Annotated in this window: 18 protein-coding genes; 1 reads left to right on the forward strand and 17 read right to left on the reverse strand. The window is 30.5% G+C overall.

Annotated features, from left to right (window positions below; genetic code table 11):
- Position 1: 1 nt before the first annotated feature.
- From AAGV33_RS09835 to AAGV33_RS09915, 17 genes are all read right to left on the reverse strand, one after another.
- Positions 2-1,393 (reverse strand): glycosyltransferase family protein, encoded by a 1,392-nt coding sequence (locus tag AAGV33_RS09835; RefSeq protein WP_373391812.1) that lies wholly within the window; start codon positions 1,391-1,393, stop codon positions 2-4.
- Entirely contained in the window at positions 1,393-2,514 is a 1,122-nt protein-coding gene (gene neuC / locus AAGV33_RS09840; protein WP_373391814.1) for a UDP-N-acetylglucosamine 2-epimerase, read from the reverse strand. Before neuC ends, AAGV33_RS09835 begins: the two co-directional genes overlap by 1 nt.
- A 424-nt stretch (positions 2,515-2,938) precedes the next feature.
- Complete coding sequence (locus AAGV33_RS09845) at positions 2,939-3,979, reverse strand: N-acetylneuraminate synthase family protein (RefSeq protein WP_373391815.1); 1,041 nt, start codon at positions 3,977-3,979, stop codon at positions 2,939-2,941.
- 17 nt (positions 3,980-3,996) lie between these two features.
- Positions 3,997-4,674, reverse strand: coding sequence for an acylneuraminate cytidylyltransferase family protein (locus AAGV33_RS09850; RefSeq protein ID WP_373391816.1), 678 nt, complete (start codon positions 4,672-4,674; stop codon positions 3,997-3,999).
- Entirely contained in the window at positions 4,664-5,584 is a 921-nt protein-coding gene (locus AAGV33_RS09855; protein WP_373391817.1) for a glycosyltransferase family 2 protein, read from the reverse strand. The genes AAGV33_RS09850 and AAGV33_RS09855 overlap by 11 nt, the downstream gene beginning before the upstream one ends.
- Complete coding sequence (locus AAGV33_RS09860; RefSeq protein WP_373391818.1) at positions 5,571-6,566, reverse strand: glycosyltransferase family A protein; 996 nt, start codon at positions 6,564-6,566, stop codon at positions 5,571-5,573. Before AAGV33_RS09860 ends, AAGV33_RS09855 begins: the two co-directional genes overlap by 14 nt.
- The gene (locus tag AAGV33_RS09865; RefSeq protein WP_373391819.1) at positions 6,563-7,804 is read right to left on the reverse strand and encodes a UDP-glycosyltransferase; all 1,242 of its coding nucleotides are present in this window, start codon (positions 7,802-7,804) and stop codon (positions 6,563-6,565) included. Before AAGV33_RS09865 ends, AAGV33_RS09860 begins: the two co-directional genes overlap by 4 nt.
- Entirely contained in the window at positions 7,805-8,905 is a 1,101-nt protein-coding gene (gene wecB / locus AAGV33_RS09870; RefSeq protein ID WP_373391820.1) for a non-hydrolyzing UDP-N-acetylglucosamine 2-epimerase, read from the reverse strand.
- Positions 8,902-9,825 carry a glycosyltransferase family 2 protein gene (locus tag AAGV33_RS09875; protein WP_373391821.1) on the reverse strand — a complete coding sequence of 308 codons (924 nt, stop codon included), beginning with the start codon at positions 9,823-9,825 and terminating at the stop codon, positions 8,902-8,904. Before AAGV33_RS09875 ends, wecB begins: the two co-directional genes overlap by 4 nt.
- Positions 9,826-9,835: 10 nt before the next feature.
- Positions 9,836-10,642 carry a hypothetical protein gene (locus tag AAGV33_RS09880; protein WP_373391822.1) on the reverse strand — a complete coding sequence of 269 codons (807 nt, stop codon included), beginning with the start codon at positions 10,640-10,642 and terminating at the stop codon, positions 9,836-9,838.
- Positions 10,639-11,667: a glycosyltransferase family 2 protein gene (locus AAGV33_RS09885; protein ID WP_373391823.1), complete on the reverse strand. Its 1,029-nt coding sequence runs from the start codon at positions 11,665-11,667 to the stop codon at positions 10,639-10,641. Before AAGV33_RS09885 ends, AAGV33_RS09880 begins: the two co-directional genes overlap by 4 nt.
- Entirely contained in the window at positions 11,654-12,622 is a 969-nt protein-coding gene (locus tag AAGV33_RS09890) for a glycosyltransferase family 2 protein (protein ID WP_373391824.1), read from the reverse strand. Before AAGV33_RS09890 ends, AAGV33_RS09885 begins: the two co-directional genes overlap by 14 nt.
- On the reverse strand, positions 12,600-13,508 hold the full coding sequence (locus tag AAGV33_RS09895; RefSeq protein WP_373391825.1) for a glycosyltransferase family 2 protein: 909 nt from the start codon (positions 13,506-13,508) through the stop codon (positions 12,600-12,602). The genes AAGV33_RS09890 and AAGV33_RS09895 overlap by 23 nt, the downstream gene beginning before the upstream one ends.
- Complete coding sequence (locus AAGV33_RS09900; RefSeq protein ID WP_373391826.1) at positions 13,502-14,395, reverse strand: glycosyltransferase family 2 protein; 894 nt, start codon at positions 14,393-14,395, stop codon at positions 13,502-13,504. The genes AAGV33_RS09895 and AAGV33_RS09900 overlap by 7 nt, the downstream gene beginning before the upstream one ends.
- A complete protein-coding gene (locus AAGV33_RS09905; protein WP_373391828.1) occupies positions 14,385-15,146 on the reverse strand; it encodes a glycosyltransferase family 32 protein in 762 nt (253 codons plus the stop codon). Before AAGV33_RS09905 ends, AAGV33_RS09900 begins: the two co-directional genes overlap by 11 nt.
- Positions 15,147-15,157: 11 nt before the next feature.
- The gene (locus AAGV33_RS09910) at positions 15,158-16,423 is read right to left on the reverse strand and encodes an ABC transporter ATP-binding protein (RefSeq protein WP_373391829.1); all 1,266 of its coding nucleotides are present in this window, start codon (positions 16,421-16,423) and stop codon (positions 15,158-15,160) included.
- A gap of 218 nt (positions 16,424-16,641) precedes the next feature.
- A complete protein-coding gene (locus tag AAGV33_RS09915) occupies positions 16,642-17,511 on the reverse strand; it encodes an ABC transporter permease (RefSeq protein ID WP_373391830.1) in 870 nt (289 codons plus the stop codon).
- 326 nt (positions 17,512-17,837) lie between these two features.
- Between AAGV33_RS09915 and AAGV33_RS09920 the strand changes: the two genes are divergently transcribed.
- Positions 17,838-18,575, forward strand: a complete 738-nt coding sequence (locus AAGV33_RS09920) for a tyrosine-protein phosphatase (protein WP_373391834.1) — start codon at positions 17,838-17,840, stop codon at positions 18,573-18,575.
- Positions 18,576-18,781 lie beyond the last annotated feature (206 nt).

Below are 18,781 nucleotides of genomic sequence, written 5' to 3' on the forward strand. Positions count from 1 at the left end.
TTCAAGTCCATCGTAACAAAGTTTGAGCGATTCTTTTTCCTGTTTCAGGTAATGGTTTTGTTATTTGTAATTTTAGTAATTGCGTTCTGTTTTCCGAATCTAAATTAGGATTGTTTAGATAGTGGTTTATGGCTATAACTAACTCCTCTTGATTTCTTACTATTTTAGTTGCCTTACTATTAACTACATTTACAATATGAGCGTAGTTTAAAAAGCGTTGGTCATCATATAATCCATTTTCAATATTTCCAAAAACGGTATTAATTACGGGTTTATCAAACTGGATAAAATCCAAACTCATTGTTGATAGCATATTAATATTCAAATCCGAGAATTCTAATATACTTCTCAAATCCTTGACATCCTCAACTGAAGGAATGCGTTGCGACCAAGCTTCCTGATGTTCCTTACGTGATAATGTCCATCGGGGATAATTCCATTTTATAAATGGAAATCGTTCTACAAAAGAAGCAAACCGAATGGGATCTTCCGCTGGAGAAGTTCTAACGATGAAATTTACCTTTTCTATTTGTTGATTTAAAATGGCTTTTGCAATAGTTTCAATATACAATTCATCATTTTTACTGGTAGAACTATCCCCACAACTAAAACAAATGGTTTTTAAAGAAGTATCTAAACTGAATTTAGCGACAATATCTTCTTTAGCAACCTGATACCTTTCTAAAACATACGGTTCAAATTGAGGTGTACCAACTACTTCAATATTTTCTTTTTTAACTGATGTATAGAACTGCTGCAGTTCCGCTTTCATTAAATCACTCCATACCAAATAACAATCAAAATTAGCAGCCATTCTGCCTTTGGAAGCTAAATTATCCCAAGAAAAAATAAACGAAACAGTCTTAATTTTTAATTGTTCTGCCTGATATACTAATGGTGCAATAAAAGGAGGACGCTGGTGGGTAAAAAACAATATATCAAAATTTTCTTTTTCTAAAATTGTTTTGTAACCAGAAGTAATTGAATTGTTTTTAAACGTTTTTTGTTGCCAAAAATTGAATCTTTGTATCCATTTTTCTGAATGTAAAAGAGTATTAACTTTAAAAATAAAACGCGTTGCGTAGCCTCTGAAAGTTTTTAATTTAGAATTATTAATACGTAAACTGTCCTGAATGCCAAAATTGTTTTTTTGATGCAATTTAAGATGCGCTACTTCTTTGGCTTTTCTAAAAAACCAAGTGGGAAATTTTTCTTCAAAAACTTCTAATTCAATGATTTTAGAATTGGTTACAAAATTAGAATACACTTCTTTAGGCAAACAAGATAGTATCACTACCTCATCAAAAGCCTTTTCAGCTTCTTTCAAAAAATCACTTAGAATAAAATTTCTAAAGCCCACTCCATCAGTAATTACTACTCCTAGTTTCTTCATTATGAATCTCTAAATTGCTTTTGATGGTTAATTTCCCAAATGGTTTTATCTTCAATTGCATTTATGAATAGTTGGGTACTATTTCCTTTTCCAAAATTAGTAATTAAACTTTGGGTTTTATGAGAATCGATATTACCCAAGGCTTTCAAAATACTTTCTTTAGTATAATCTACATTAATGATTTCTGTATTTACAACTCGGTTTTGCTGACGAGTTCCTATGTTTATTACCGGTATTCCATAATAGGGTGCTTCTCGAATTCCAGCGCTGCTATTGCCTATAATAAATTGGCTATTTTTTAATAATGTTAAAAAGTATTCGAAACGAAGAGAAGGAAAAATTCTAAACCGTTTTTTTTCTTTAAGATTAAGGTATTCGTCAATAATAAACTGACTTCCTAAATCATTATTAGGAAATATAACTATATAATTATGAGTATCTTCTAACAATGCTGAAACAAAATTTTCAGTATATAATTTCATATCACTTGCTTCGGTAGTCACTGGGTGAAATAGAACAATAGCATAATCCTCAAAATTGATTTCATAGTATTTTTTTACCGTTTCTAAATCGGGTAGATTATCTGAAAACATGATGTCTATATCAGGGGAACCTATGGTAAAAACAGAGGACTCCATTTCCCCCATTTGTATTAATCTTTTGGCTGCTTCATCATGGGATACAAAATGGATATGACTTAATTTTGAAACACTATGCCTAATTAATTCATCTACCGTTCCTGATAATTCTCCACCTTCAATATGAGCTACTAAAATATTATTTAAAGATCCTACTATGGCTCCTGCTAAAGTTTCAACTCTATCGCCGTGCACTACAATCATATCGGGCTCTAGTTTTTTGCAATAAGCAGATAATCCTTCAATAGTTTTAGCCAAGGTCAAATCCATGGTAGTTTCATGGGTATGATTTTCAAAAGTATAAACATTTTTAAAATCACAACGTTGAATTTCAATCAGTGTATAACCATATTCTTGCTGCAAATGCATTCCCGTTACAAAAACATGCGCTTCAAAATATGGGCTTTCATCCACGATGGATATCAATGATTTTATTTTACCAAAATCAGCTCTTGTTCCCGTTAAGAATAGGATTTTTTTCATTTACAAACTATTAAAATTCTCTTTTCCCGCTCCCTGAAGTTTTTTTTATTTCTTTTTCTTACCCCTACCCCTAAAGGGGAAAAAGAAATACTGAACGTTGTTGTTAATACTGAACGTTATGAATTTTCGGCTCCCTTTAGGGCTGGGGAAAAACGAAAATTTTTGTATTCCTTTTTTTATTCCCCTCCCTGAAGTTTTTTTCTTTACCCTCCCTAAAGGGTGGAAAAAACTGGATAATATTATTATTTCTTTCCCTTTACCCCGCCCTAAAGGGTGAGGAAAGAAATAAGGACGTTTTGTTTAATCCAAAAATTTCTAATTTTCGGCTTCCACCGCGGCGGATTGAGGAAAACGAAAATTTGGGTGCTCCATTTTTTCTTTGCCTCACCCTAAAAGGTGGAGAATTTATTAATCAAAACTTGAACTATTCAAAATCATCAAAACCTAACTGTTCACCATTTTCAATAGTTCGTGTCGCTGTTTTTCCAATCAAATCATTAAAATGTTCTGCCAAAATTTTTCCTGTACCTGGACGTTTTACCCAGATATTTTCTTTAGATAATATCTCCCCTTTTTTAATTGATTGAATACTGCATACTGTTGCAAAAGCAAAGTCTATGGTGACTTGTTCTTCTTGTGCTGCTTGTTTTGTTCCACCACGCATTTGCCAAATTTCATTGGAATTTAGAATTAAATCCTTAGTAGCTTGTTCATCCATACTACAAATAATATCTGGCCCTGTACGTTGCATCTGATCAGTAAAGTGTCTTTCTAATATACTCGCTCCTAAAGCTACTGCTCCTAAACAAGCATTATTATTTAGTGTATGATCACTCAATCCAAAAACTTTATCCGGAAAAGCTTCGTGTAACTGGGTCATCGCTCCAAAACGCACTAAATGAATGGGTGTTGGATATAAATTTGTAGTATGCAATAAAGCAACGGGAATATTCTGTTTTTCAAAAATAGCAACAGCTTTCTGAACACTTTCTATCGTATTCATACCGGTACTCAATATTACGGGCTTTCCTAAAGAAGCAATATGTTCTAATAATGGATAGTTGTTACATTCGCCTGAACCAATTTTATAAGCCGGTACATCAAATTTATGTAGCCTATTTGCTGCTGCACGAGAAAAAGGTGTGGAAATAAAAATCATGCCTTTGCTTTCTACATAATTTTTAAGTTCCAATTCATCCGCTTCGTTCAAGGAACAACGTTCCATAATTTCATAGATAGAAACATCGGCATTCCCTGGAATTACTTTTTTAGCTGCACCGCTCATCTCATCTTCAACAATATGCGTTTGATGTTTCACCACTTCAACTCCTGCTCTTTTTGCTGCATCAACCATTTCTTTTGCAACTTGTAAAGAACCTTCGTGATTGATACCTATTTCTGCAATGACTAATGGTGGATAATCGAGACCTATTTTTCTGCCTGCTATTTCTATATGTGGGTTCATGTAAAAGTTGTGAGTTATCAGTTATGGGTTATGAGTTTTTTTAAAAGATATTTGGCATACTCCAAATCTTCTTGTGTGTCAATATCCACATTGGCAAAAATATGATTTACTTCGAATGGAAAAGCATTTTCTGAAATGATTGTATTCTCTAAAATTAGTTTTGCTTTAGTGATGTATAACAATCCATTTTCAAAAAACAATGGCTCTAAATCCTGACTTCTTTGACCAATGGTGTAATTAAAAGGTACAAATAGTTTATTCTTGATTTTACCTAATTTTTGTTCTGAACGACTCACTGTAAACAGACTATCACAATTATCTTTTTGAAAGGTTTCAAAAGCTTCTTTTAAAAGATTTTCTGGTCTCAAAGGGTTTGTTGGTTGTAATAAAATAACATTTTCTACTTCTGTTTCAATCGATTCCAAAACATGTTTCAAGGCTGAAACTGTTGGTTCCGCATCTCCAGAAATAGAAGTTGGACGATCGATTACCTGAGCACCATATTGTAGTGCTATTGCTTTACTATTAGCATCATCAGTCGAAACATAAACTGCGTCTATAATTGTACTGTTGGCTTGTGCAAACAAAATACTATGTACTAACAATGGATAGTTTCCTAGTAAGATGGTGTTTTTATTAGGCAGGCGTTTTGAACCTCCTCTGGCTGGTATTATGGCTATGGTTTTATTTTTCATCCTCTGGTTTCCAATAAATTTTAGCTGGAGGTAGTTTCAAAATGGCATGATACTCCTTAGTTGTCAAACGATTACTTTGCTTAAGCAATTTAGGAAAATTAAAAATTACATCAAAAACTGCCTGTGCTATCGCCATTGTAGCGATCCAGTCTCCTTTAGCCATTTTTGTTTTTATTTGAATCCATAAGGTATATAACACTTTTTTAGGGATTGTTAAAAAAGGATAAAAAAGAAAATACAAATACCATCCCGATCTCAAAGAACGGCGCAAACGTATCTGATAATCGCTTTGTTGCTTCCTTGCCTTTACATCGACCCTGTGATGTACTAATATTTGAGGCAGATAGTGAATTTCCCATCCTTTTTTAAACAACTGAAAAGCGGCAAAATCTTCTTCTCCATAAAATACAAACCAAGAAGGATAATCCGGAACTTCTTTCCATGCTTTCATTCTCCATACGTGTGCACATCCAACGAAACTTTTAACTTGTACTGGTCGCTCTGTTGTTTTCTGAAAATGTGGTTCTTGTAAACCCCAAAAAATTCGAAATCCAAGAATTCCAGCTTGGGGATGCCTTTCAAAAAAGGCACTTATTTTTTCAAGTGGTGTTTCCGAAAGAAAGTGAAGATCATCATCAATAGAAATAGTAAATTCTGTTTGCACTCGATTCATTAAGCGATTTCTGCTATATATTAAACCCTGACTTTTGGGGTTTTGAATTAATTGTATTTTTGGAAAATTTATTTTGATTTCTTCAAAAGTTCCATCTGTTGATCCATCATCACATACAATACAAACCACATCTTCTCGATCCAGAAGAATTTTTATTTTTTCTAATGTAAAAAATAATTCCTCTTTTCGGTTTTTAGTTGTTATTATGATAGTGAATTTTTTTTTATCTTTTCCCATAAAAAAAAGCAAATATTTTTTTATAAAATATCTTTCTCAACGTATATACTCTGTTTGACTTTTTTGAGTTAAATAAATCTTTTGATACTGAAACCTGCAAGTTACTACTTTGAATTAATTCATTATTAAGGTTATTTTCATTTATCATAATCATCCAATTCTCTAATAAATTCCCCATGTGAAAAGCATAGTTATTAAAAGTAGCTAGCCTAAGTTTATCTGCCTTGTCTATTGGAACGTCAACATAATTATGTTCAGAATTGCCTCCCACAAGAGTTAAAGAAGGATTTGAAGGTGATGTTAAAAATAAAATATCCCGACTAATTGTTAGTACTTGATGCGCACTACCAACAATTGCCTTAACCCCTTTAGTTTCTACTACTGGCCACTTTTTATTTTTATCAGAATCTAAATCCCAATTTATACTTGACAAAAACCTATTGTAGTTATCAAAATTTTCAGGTATCGAAATAAATTTATATTTCAATTTTCTAAAGATTATTTGTTTTAGCACAGAACTTGTTCCAGCATATAGACCCGTTCTAACAGGTATAGGAGAGACAGAACCTACATTTGGAAAATTAATGAAAATTTCCTCCACTTTTTCTTGCCACCCTTTTACAAATAATATATCAGCATCTGTAAGAGTTATGTATTTTTCTCTAGCACCCCGTGCAGCACCAATTTGCGCATCAATCTTGCCGATATTAGCAGTATGAGAAATTAAAGTATCTATTTTTCTCTCCTTAAGATACAACTCTAAAAAATCAGAAACTTTTGAAAAAGAACCGTTATTTACAACTGTTATCGCTGCAAAAGCATTTACTGTATTAATAAGTGAATCCAAACAAACTTTGAAAACACTCAAAGAGTTTTTGTAGAAACCTTCTTCATTAGGGATATAAACCACCATCACAATTCGATGATGGGTCGTCATGGTAACTTTTGTTTCCAATTTTTGAGGATTCATTCCTATTCTCATTTTTCAACAATTTTTTTTACAGTTGTTTTAATATTTTCTGAACCCAGATAGTATTTTATAGAATCAAAAACAGGTCTTTTAAAATCCTTTTTAGTCCTCCAATCATTAAATAATACTTCTAAATACTTTTGAATCTTTTCCAATTCATTGGCTTCACACCAAAAGGGATAATCATGTCCTAATAATCTTCTTGTTTCACTGTAATAAGGCGAAAGCAAAAGTATCGGTTTTTGTGCTTCGATACAATGTGGAAACTTAGCTGGTAAAAAAGGACTTATTTCAGCCATAGATTCTAAAATCACATTAACATTCACATGCATCTGAAGATTATAAATCACATCAAAAGGAATATGTGCATTTTCAATATAAATATTTTCTTCTGATTTATAGCTTTTTAGCAACTCTGTATGAAATTCTGCTGGTCCAATAATATAGAGTCTTGCATATTCTTTTGCTTCGGGATTATTTTTCAAAAACAATAAAAAACCTTCTAAAAGTCCTTTTGGAGAACGCTGTTTCATTAAATTCCCTGCATGAAGAATAGAGAATTTTTCAGGTTCAAAATATGATGGAAAATCTTTATTTTTTATTTCATAAGACACACTTTGATGCGGAATTATGATTCCTGTTTTAAGAAAATTAGGAAAATAACTCCCCATCCATTCTTTCAACAATAAACTTGGAAATGCTGAAAAAGCTGCTTTTTCAGATACCGCTTTAAAAAAAGCTTCTTTATTTTTAAAACCTGATTCTACCCAATTATAAGGTCTTGGATAATAATGAAATGGATAAGGATCATGCACATAAGCGAGCCATTTTTCATGGAATTCAGGGCATTTTAAAAGTGCATAATGCGGCCTGAAACTGGCTCCTTTGCTTAATGTAATAACAAGATCTGGCTTGAATGTTTTTTCTTTACGCAGTAACTTAGCAATGCTGTTAGTATCATTAAAAAAAGTAAAAGAAAAGCCTAAAAAATTTTCAATAAATTGATTTATATTAATTCCTGTCAAACGATGAAAAATACGCTGGGATCGGCTTAAAAGGTATAAAAAACCCCACTTTTTCTCTGGTATCGCTATACATTCTGCACCTGAAATATCAATCGTTTTGCGGGTATAATGCAAAACTTTTAAAATAAATCCGGCAGCAAGTAAACTTTGAATCAATGCCACATTTGCTTTTGATCCGCTACTATCTTCAATATTTATTGATTCTGCTATGACAAGGATTTTCATTTATTTTAATAAAGCGTTTACAATTTGTTCTGATGCATCACCGTTTCCGTAAGGATTTGCAATATTTTCAAAACCTTTAAAGTTTTCAATCAAATCAATGACAGATTCAATTATCATTTCTTGATTATGCCCTACTAATTTTGAATATCCAGCTATAACTCCTTCGGGTCTTTCAGAAACCGTTCTTGTCACAATAACTGGTTTTCCTAATGATGGTGCTTCTTCTTGAATACCACCCGAATCAGTCATAATCAAAAACGATTGCTGCATTAACCACACAAAGGCAGGATAAGAAACAGGATTGACGAGAAGAATATTTTTATTTCTTGATAATTTTTCTTCAACTATTTTTTTTACATTCGGATTTAAATGCACTGGATAAACAATCTGTACATCTTCTCTTTTTGCCAGTTGTAAAATTGCTTCACATATATTTTGAAATCCGGTTCCAAAATTCTCGCGTCGGTGTCCGGTAACTAATATTATTTTTTTATTTTGATCTATTTTTTCTTTTAAAATTTTAATTTCTGAAAAGTCAAAATCTGGTTTTTCTATTTTTTTTAATGTCCAGAATAAAGCATCAATAACAGTATTTCCAGTTTGAAAAATAGTTTCTTTTAGTACACCCTCGTTTATCAAATTTTGAGATGCTTGAAGAGTCGGAGTAAAATGTAAATCAGCCAATCGACTCGTTATCTGCCTGTTTATTTCTTCAGGAAAGGGTGCCGTTTTATTATACGTTCGCAAACCAGCTTCAATATGTCCTACATTTATGTTTCGGTTAAAACCTGCCAAAGCAACCATTGAAGAGGTTGTAGTATCACCGTGAACAAGTATGAGATCTGGTTTTTCAGCTACTAAAACAGAATCAATACCTTCTAAAATAGAAGCGCTTAGTCCATTTAAAGTTTGGTCAGATTTCATTAAATTTAAATCATAATCTGGCTTAATTTCAAAAAAAAGCAAAACTTGATCCAGCATTTCCCGATGTTGCGCTGTGACACAAATTTTCACTTCAAAACCTTTATCTTTCAATTTATGAAAAACCGGAGCCATTTTTATAGCTTCGGGACGAGTTCCAAAACACAATAGAATTTTCATCTTACTATTTTTTTCTTAATACGGTAAAGATATAGTCTTACTGGTAAAAACAGGTAAAATAATTGCCAGTTCATTTTTTCTATCCCTTTTAAGTGTACTTTTAAAAGTAATTCATTAAATAAGTTGTATTCTTTATAGTCTAATGAAATTTGGATAAAATAGTGAAGTATTGAACGAGTCAGCAATTGTTTTGCTTTTAAATTTACTACTACTAACAAGATAGCATCATTGTTTGATTTTTTACGAACTGGATTATCTGAATAAAATTCTCCTGTATTGGAGTTAGGGTGTTTTCTATTGTAATATAGAACGTTTTCAATACTAACTCCTGTAAAACCTTCCGCTATAATTCTAGAATAGCACTCCCATTCTTCAGCATAAAGCAACTCTTCTTTAAAACGAATGCTATCGAAACACTTTTTATCCCATAAAACAGTGCAAGAAGCCAGTCCAATCTGGTGGGTTAGTATTTCATACAATAGAGATTGATTTAAAACGCACTTAAATTTAGGTTTAAGAAATAAAAAATCAGGTATTTGTTGTTCAAAGGATTGTTTTTGATAATGACAAAAGTCAACATTTTTATTTTGCAGAATTGCTAAGCTGATTTTTAAATTATCGGGATGTATAATATCATCATCATCAAAAAAAATAATATATTCTCCTTTGGCTATATCCAACCCATAATTTCTACAACCTGGCAATCCTTTTAAATAGTTGTCTGGGCGTTTAAAAAATTGGAATCTCTTATCTTTTTCTAAAATTGGAGTTATAACTTCTTGGGTAGTATCGGTACCTCCATCATCAATAATCAAGCACTCCCAATCACAAAAGGTTTGTTGCTTGATAGAGTTTAGCGTTTCTACAATGAAATGGGCTCTGTTGTAGGTAGCCATGATGATTGTTACCGTTGAATTCATTTTATTGTCTTCACTTAAATTTATTCAAGATTCTATTTTTAATTTTTCTGAAGTACTTCCTAAAATTAAAGGCATAATCTTTTAGCCATAAAACCCTTATTTTATCTTGAGTTATGTGGGGAACACATATATTAACAATCCTATCTATTCTTTTAGTATGAAATTCGCTAACACCATACATTCTTGCATACCAAGTATGATACAATAATATTTCCCCGTTGAAATCAAAAACAGTTGTTGTTTCTAAATCGTTTTCAAAAGTATCGGAAACAGCATGTAAAAAATGAAATTTCATTTTTTTTCTTCTTAACCATAAGAAGAAACAATAGTATTCTTCAAAAATTGAATCAACATCATATTTAAAATTTAAACTTGATAAATCATCATCGAATTCATTTGCAAGAAGAAATTGATTTTCAACAACCTCCTTTTCTGAGTATAATGACTTAATTTTATCGAAATTTAATATGCAGAAAAAAGGGTTAGGCAAAAATGGATTTTTATCTCTCCATGATAAAATACCCCCATCTCTTATACTACAAACATCAATATTATTTTTTATCATTTTACCAATGATTTCAAATACTGATTGTGGATTAGCAAATAAAACATCTTCATCAACCATAATAATCCATGAATATTTTTTTGAAGATAATTTTTTAAACATAAATTTAATACTTTCTATTCCAAAAAGCCCCTCACTCCCGTCTATAGCGATAAGATCAATATCCAATGGAAAAGTTTGAATAGATTTTTTATACAACAATTTATTACTAACTGTTGTTAGGATTGCAATCTCACTTAAAAAAATACTCATGGTAAATATTTTATCATACTTTTTATTACAAATCTAAAGTCGTTTATACTGAAGTAAAACCAGTATTTTCTCAATAAAAAATAAATATGCTTTTTGCTTGAATTCGTATTATTACTAGCAATTTTGAACTTAAATTGTTTTATGACCGCTTTTTTTAAACTCCTCTTCGTCTTATAGTTTGGGGTTTTTAAAAATTGTTTTTCAATTTCTTGAAAAATAGAATAATTAGATACTATGAAATTGAAATCATAAACCTCAAAAGTCAAATTTGATTTAAAAAAATCTGTTATATGCGGATTTGATATACCTATATTATTTAAAAATTGATTATATAACAAAGAAATATTCGCTAGCCATAAATTTCGCTTTGATTCGTTTATATTTATTTGATTCGTTAAACTTTCACTTTGTAGTAAATAATTATATAAATATTGTTTAACATGAAAAAATTTGAATTTCATGAATGCTCTTAACCAAAAGTCATAATCTTCAACCAAAAAAAAATTTTCATTATAACCATTTAATTCAATAAAAACTTCTTTTTTATACAAAAAACATGCTCCAACACAATTACCAAAAGGTAAGCTTTCTATATCACCTAAATATCTCTTTTTTATTTTGGATGAGTTTTCATATACTAAATTCATGTCGCTATAAACAAGATCAGAATTGTTTTGGGTTAACTCATTTGATAAAACTTCAATAGCATTTGCATTGTAAAAGTTATCGTGGCTTGTCCAAGTTAACAAATCGCCCTTTGCAATTCTATGTCCTATGTTTAAACTAACGGGTAGTCTTTTATTGGTTGCATTTGTGATAATTTTTATTCTATCATCTTTCTGAGCATAATGAGTTGCTACTAATAAAGATTTATCTTTGGAACAATCATTAACAATAATCAACTCTATATTCTTATATGTTTGATTTAAACAACTTTCTATTGATTTAGAGAGATATTTTTCCCCATTATAACAGGGTAATATTATTGAAATTAGTGGTTGCATTATATTTTTAACTTCTGGCATACTTCATAACATTATATCCATTATTAAAATACTTAGCCAAAAACAAAGCAATTATAAAAGTTAAACCTTTCCTACATGAAAAATTTAGATAAATTAATTTAAACGCTTCTTTTTTGTATGGTACCTTTTGTTTTAATAATGCTATTTCAAAAGCATATTGCATATAACCCGATAAAAACCACTTAACTAACTCTTTATTATCAAAAACCACTAAATCTTTTGCAGTCAAATATTTAATATTCAATATTTTATAAATAAATTTTAAAGATTTACTGTTATTTTGATTAGTCAAAGTATCGTTATGAATTCTTCTATAAGTTACAACTACATTAAGGAATTTTCCTTTACAGGATTGATTAAGCAACCTAACAAAAAAATTATATTCATCTCCATCAGTTATAATTTTTTCATTAAAACTTATTTTTTCAACTATCTTTCGCGTCCCTAAAAAATCATTCGTTATCCAACCAATACGATTTAATGCAAAATTCATTGCTGAAATCTCTGCTTTATCTCTGTCAAAATTATAAGGTTTGCCCTCAATGACTCTTGTTTCATTATTAAAATTTATTGTATCTGTAACTACAAAATCTAAATGATTATCGATTAAATAAGTAACTGCCATTTCTAAGTGATTTGACAACATAATATCGTCACTATCAAACCATTTTATATAATTACCAGAAGTTTGTAAAAAACCATAATTGCGACAAGAATTTGCTCCTTTTTTTAAGTTAACTGGTCTTTTAAATATTCTAAATCTTGAATCTTTTTCTTCGTATTGCTTCATGACAACATAAGAACCATCTGTACTAGAATCATCAACTAATATGCATTCCCAATCGATAAAAGATTGCGCAATGATACTATCTAAAGTCTCAGGCAATAATTTTTCCCGATTAAATACTGGAATAATTATGGATATTAAAGGTTTATTTTGTTCTGTTTTTAGCATAATTGAATACTCTTCTAGTAAATTTTAAAGAATCTATAAAACTTAAACACCTTGTAAAACGGCAAAAATGAAAAAACCAAAAAGTGAGATTGACTTCATTATTCTTATAAACTAATTGTTCGTAATATATTAAAAAAAAACGTTTTTGTTCTGAACTAAAATCCCTTAGATAATTTGAAATAATAAATTTCAAAAACATTAATCTAATACTTTCCTTCTCTTTACTCTTATAATTATTTCTCGAAATATTTTGGTCACTCAATCTAAAATAAACTAATGCCGAATTAATTGAATAAATATATTTATTTTCTGAAATCTCTAACCAAGCCCGATCATCACTAAACCAAGCTAAATCATAATTATAAAAACCATATTTTTTGTAAGCTGTTTTCTTAAAAACATATTCTGACAGGGAGCTTCTTGTAGCATTCGTAAATCTTCTATATAAAAAATCAGTTGCTTTTTCAAGCTTTGGATGATTATAAATTTTAGAATAAGAACCATCAGCCTCGTGTACACGAGTTGCAAATCGGACTACTTTTATTTCTAATTTATTTATAGTTTCAAGATTTTCATAAAAAGCTGCCACTACATTTTTATCCATATAATCATCATCACCTAAAATCATAATCCATTCTTCAGTGTTTGACAATTCAATACAACGCTCCCATTGTTTTGTTAAAGAAGTAGTTCCTAAATTCTCTTGAAATCGATGATACAAAAAATAAAATTTCCCTCGATACTTTTCCAATAAACCCGAAGGGTTTTCTTGACTTGCATCGTCGCCAATATAGACTTTAAAACGTTTATCAGTTTGATTAGCCAACGATTGTAAAGTAGCTTCAAAAAAAGTGAATTTATAAAAGGGGATTACTATTGCTAGCATATTTTATTGCGTAGTTTTATAAAAAAAACTATAAAACTATTATTTTTTAGTTTTTCTAAAACTCTATAACCTTTTGTTTTTTTATAATTATTAATATGATTTTCTAAACTAATTATTTTTTGATTTTTTTGTTTTAAAACAAAAACTAAATATTCATTGTATACCGCCTGAGGGACTATTGCTTTCAAAACAAGTATTGCCTTAAATTGGTTCTCACTCATTAATTGCTCATCTTTAGTCATACTATTAGGATGTATTCTATACAAAGCAAGAGGTTTATCTAAAAAGTAACAATTATTATTATTTTGAAATACTTGCAACCACATAATCCAATCTTCTTTAGCTTTTAATTCTTCTGAGAATTTAAAACCATCTAAAAGACTTTTTTGAAAAAAACCACAATGTATAGGAATACTAAATTTGTTTTCCCAACCAAAGAGTAATTCCAGAAAAGTAAAATATTCTTGCTTTAACTCACAATATGGTTCAGTAGAACAAAAAGTATGATCTGTAAACATTCTAAAATTTGAAATTACTATTGTATCCTCACATCGGTATTTCAAACATATCTCTAATGATAATTCTATTTTTTTAGCATCTAAAAAGTCATCTGAATCCAAAAACTGAATAAAATCTCCATTTGCCTTTTCTAAACCAAAATTTCTGGCACTACTCAATCCTCCATTTTCTTTGTACAAATAGATAAATCTACTATCTTTTTCTAACCAATTTTTAGCAACTTCTTCTGTATGATCAGGACTTCCGTCATTGACAATAATACATTCCCAGTTTTTATATGTTTGATTAAAAACAGACTCCAAAGCTTCATCTAGATATTGAGCTTGGTTGAAGCACGGTACAATTATAGAGACTAATCTAGTTAACATACTTTTCTTTTAACTTTTTTAGAATAAAAAATAGTAAATCTTTTAATGAAAAGTATTTTTCATTGTATAAGTCTTCAATTATTTGTTTTTTTTCAAAATAATTTAAAAACTTATTTTTATAATATCCCCTCAATAAAGATGAATCATAATTTAAATTATTTACTTCAAGCCAAGATCCCTCAAAATGATGAACCGCATAATTTTTTTCAATATTCAAACAAAAGTAATTTGAAGGGTATATGCATATTCCATCTTCAAGATTTTGTATTTCATCCTTATTTGGATCAACTTTATAAAAATTGACTAAAAAATCGGATACTATTCTTGTATTTGTTTTTTCAGAAAAAGTTTCCAAACCCTTATAGTAATCAATAATTTTTTTAGGCCAATCATGCCCTTTCTTTGCACCCCACAATGCTGTAAAAGGAAAACCTACTTCTTCAAATCCTGAAAAGGCACTGTGATGTAAAAAAAAATCTAAATTATGTCTAATTTCTACATCTGTATCTAAATAAATTCCGCCAACAGTATACAATGAATATGCTCTAACATAATCAGTCACAAAAGCCCACTTTTTTTTTTGATATGCTTCTTTTGTAAAAACATTTGAATTAACATCAAAATTTTCTTCATTCCATTCAATAATTTTGTAATCTGGTAAATTTTCTTTCCAAGAATTAATACAGTTTTCTATCAATTCCGATTTTGGATTTTTACCAAACCAACAATAATGGATAATTTTGGGTATCATACTGAATTGATTTAAAAATTATCAATATTAATCTCTGGAACTAATGAAATAGGTCCAGGTATAGGTCCTTTAAAGAATTTTCCCTTTCGATAACCGTCATCTACAACTACAAATGTTAAACATCTTTCTGCGATTTCAAATAGGTTGCCATATTTATCGTTGAAGTGCAAATTAATGCTATACTCTCCAACGTTTAATATATACTTAGGTATTTCAATTTTCATTGTATACTTTCCTTTTTCTAAAAAACTTATTTTATCGTTTATATGATATGTATTAATTGCTGAAACTATTTCACCAAACGAATTATAAATAGCCACACAAAACCCTAAATCCGGATGATCACATTTTATCAAAAAAGGGATATGAATGAATATATTTTCTCCATTTAAAAAGTCTGTTTTTGTTTTTCCTTTAAAATTTACTAAAAAAATATTTTCACATTTAAACTTCTCATTTTCAAATTGAAATTTTCGTATGATTTTATCTGTATTCAAATATTCATTAATACATTCAGAGGTTTCACCCCCAAAAACCACTTTCCCATGTTCCAAAACAATCCCTCTTGTACACAAACTCTTTACTGCCGCCATATTATGACTCACAAACAAAACCGTTCTTCCTTCGCCTTTAGAGATATCCTGCATTTTGCCAATAGCTTTTTTCTGGAATTCAGCATCACCTACGGCCAAAACCTCATCAATTACTAAAATTTCAGGTTCCAGAAAAGCGGCTACTGCAAAAGCCAGGCGAACGGTCATTCCGCTACTGTAACGCTTAACAGGTGTGTCAATATAACGCTGGCAGCCGGAGAAATCGATAATTTCGTCCAGTTTAGCCGTTATTTCTTTTTTGGTCATTCCGAGGATGGCACCATTGAGGTATACATTTTCTCTACCTGTTAACTCGCCATTAAATCCTGTTCCAACTTCTAGTAAAGAAGCAATACGTCCACGTGACTTAATGGTTCCTGTTGTGGGTGCTGTAACCTTAGAAAGTATTTTAAGTAAGGTTGATTTTCCTGCTCCATTTTTACCAATGATTCCTAGAACTTCCCCTCGCTCTACTTCAAAATTAATATCCTGTAATGCCCAAACGTAATCAGAGGTTCCTTTAGTAGAACGATCATTAGTCTCTCCAATTTTCAAATACGGATCTTCTTTTCCACGAATGCGATGCCACCACCGGTTTAAGTCGTGCGATAACGTACCTGTTCCAACAGTTCCTAAACGGTATTGTTTAGAAATATTTTCGGCTTTTAGGATGACGTCTTTCATAGTGGGTTTAGGTTATAATATAAATTTCAGATTTCTTTTTACTCCCTGCCCTTAAAAGTAAAAAGAAATTAAGAACGTTTTTTATTATTTCTTTTTTATTCCCCCAGCCCTAAAGGGTGGAAAAAAGAAATGGAATGTCTTTATCTATCAAAAATATAGTAATTTCTTGAAATTTTCGGCTCCCTTTAGGGCTGGGGAAAACGAAAATTCACGAAATCTTACACCGTATCTATAAAACTCTTTTCCGTCTTATTAAAAACCAAAAGACCAACAAAAAATACCGCTATTGTTACTAACACGGTATAACTTAATCCTACAACTGAAATTTCGCCAACGTTTAAAAGCAAATAGCGAGATGTTTCGATGATATAGGCTAAAGGATTGTATTCAACAAGCCAACCGAACTCTGGCAGTTTCTCCTTTATTAATTCCATTGGATACATTACGGCTGATAAATACATTAGTAATTGGATTCCAAAGCCAATTAAATAACTAAAATCGCGATATTTAGTAACCATTGAGGAGATTAACATTCCTAATCCTAATCCCAAAATGCCCATTACAGCAATTAAAATTGGAAAAAAAAGCACTAACCCATTTAATGTTAAACTGGCTCCTTTGAGATAATAAAAAAGGTAAAAAAAGATAAAAATCATAAACTGGATGCCGAACTTAATCAAGTTGGAAATTACAACTGACAATGGTGTTATTATTCTGGGGAAATATACTTTTCCAAAAATACTAGCATTCGCTTTAAAAGTATCTGAAGTGCCATTAAGACAAGCTGTAAAATAGTTCCAGACCGTAATTCCTGCCAGATTAAACAAAAAAGGGGGAACAGTTCCTGTTTCTATACCTGCCACAGTATTAAAAATAATGGTAAAAGTAATCGAAGTAAACAAAGGCTGAATCAAATACCAAAGCGGCCCTAAAACGGTTTGTTTGTATACCGTAACCACATCCCGTTTTACAAAAAGTAGTAATAAATCACGGTATTGCCAAACTTCTTTAAAGTTGAGTGAAAAAAAATCGTTCTTTGGTTTTATTTCAAACAACCAATCTTCTTCAAGTCCCTCTGTTTGTTTCATTTTATTATTCAATCCTTTATGCTATTATACAGGTAAATATTCTAACCTAGTAGGAGTCAATCCAAATATAACCGACTAGATATGCAAAAAAAATAGTTTAAAAATGCATACAATAGTAAAATTCCGTCTTATTATGAGTTGTGAGCTGTGAGTTATGGGTTGTGAGTTTATCTGTTGAGTGATATACTAAATCTTCCATCTCCTATCTTCCTGAACTTCCATCTTCCAACTTCCAACTTCCAACTTTTTTCCACTCTCATAAAAACTAACAAAAACTTATGAATTCCAACTTCCAACTTATGACTTCTTTTTCCTATATTTGTGGCATGTTTACATTTTTAAAATCCAAACCAGTTCTTAAAGATCTGATTCCTAATAATCATATTGATATACACTCTCATCTTCTTGCTGGAATTGATGATGGGGCTAAGAATTTTGAAGATTCTTTGCGTTTAACCCAAGCCTTACAGAAAATGGGTACGAGTCAAATTATTACTACTCCACATATTATTCAACATGTATGGGAAAACACCCATGAACAAATTATTGCCAATAAGAATAGCACGGTACTCGATCTAAATAAAAACAATATAAATATTCCTTTTAAGGCAGCTGCGGAATATTTGATGGATGATCAATTTGTTCGTTTATTTCAATCGAAGAATTTGTTGACTTTGAAAGACAATTATGTGTTAGTAGAAATGTCGTACATCAATGCTCCTATCCAACTGTATTCTATCTTATTTGATTTACAAGTAGCAGGTTACATTCCTGTTTTAGCACATCCGGAACGTTATTTGTTTTATCATAAAACTTTTAATGAATATACAAAACTCAAAAAAGCAGGTTGTTTGTTTCAACTTAATTTATTGGCTGTTGTAGGTTATTATGGTGAAAACATTGCTAAAATTGCAGAACAATTACTGCAAAAAGGTATGTATGATTATGTAGGTTCTGATGTGCATCATGACAACCATATCGCCGCTTTTGATCAAAAAATAAAATTAAAGGATAGTACTCCGCTTAAAGAAATCATTGCAAATAATCAGTTTTTTAAGTTTTAGTCTTTTTATCAAAACTTAATATCATTTTTTTACCACAAATTGCACAAATTATTTTTTTAATAAATTTTCTTTTTCCCCATCCCTAAGGGGTGGAAAATTTATTGAAAATTCATCAAAATTACACCCTTTAGGGTCAGGGGAAATTAATTTTAATGAATTTTTAAACAGGTCTAATTTATTTCGTCCAAAGTTCATATAAGGGGGAG

Origin of the sequence: Flavobacterium magnesitis, from assembly GCF_041729735.1 — a bacterium.
In the GTDB taxonomy this organism is placed as follows: domain Bacteria; phylum Bacteroidota; class Bacteroidia; order Flavobacteriales; family Flavobacteriaceae; genus Flavobacterium; species Flavobacterium magnesitis.